General features: G+C 80.8%; 1 protein-coding gene. It reads right to left on the bottom strand.

Going from position 1 to position 665, the window contains the following annotated elements:
- On the bottom strand, positions 1 to 652 hold a 652-nt coding region (locus ABEB16_RS22380; protein ID WP_345714354.1), incomplete at its 3' end, for an AAA family ATPase.
- Positions 653 to 665: the final 13 nt, after the last annotated feature.

Below are 665 nucleotides of genomic sequence, written 5' to 3'. Positions count from 1 at the left end.
ACGCCGCGGCGCTGGCCGCGGTGCGCTCGCGCTCCCGGGCCCGCGCCACGTCGCCGGCCCTCGTCGCCGCCGCGGCGAGCTCCTCGCGGGCCCGCTCGACGGCCTGGGCGTGCTCGCGCTCGGCGACCTTCGTCCCGCGCGGTCGCCACAGCCGGTCGGCCTCCGCGTCCAGCGACTCCAGGACCGCCTGCAGCCCGCTGCCGTGGTGGGCGGTGAACACCAGCCCGGCGAGGTCGCCGCCGCCGGCCAGCACGGCCCGCCCCCCGGCGCGCAGCTGCTCGTGGGACATCCCGAGCCGCTGCTCCCAGCCGGCGCGGCCGCCCTCGGCGCCCCAGGGGGCCTCCAGCGGCTCGTCGTCCGGGTCGAACAGCCCCCGCGCGGTGCGCACGAGGTCCACGTCGCCGTCGGGGCCGGACCACACCCCGCCGATGCGCAGGGCCTGCCGGGCGTGCTCGAAGGCGTAGCGGGGCCGGGCCTCCACCCCCCACAGCAGGTCCCCGACGGCGGCCAGCAGCGTCGACTTGCCCGCCTCGTTGGGGCCCACGACGACGGTCAGACCCCCGCCGAGCGCGACGGCGGCGCCGCTGAAGGCCCCGAAGCGCTCCAGGCGGACCTCGCGCAGCGCGCCGGCCGGGCCGCGGTCGCGGCTCACAGCCCGCCCGCCA

It is taken from the genome of Kineococcus glutinatus (assembly GCF_039542765.1).
In the GTDB taxonomy this organism is placed as follows: domain Bacteria; phylum Actinomycetota; class Actinomycetes; order Actinomycetales; family Kineococcaceae; genus Kineococcus_A; species Kineococcus_A glutinatus.
The sequence above is the reverse complement of the archived record's forward strand: the minus strand, read 5'-3'. Positions and strand labels throughout refer to the sequence as shown.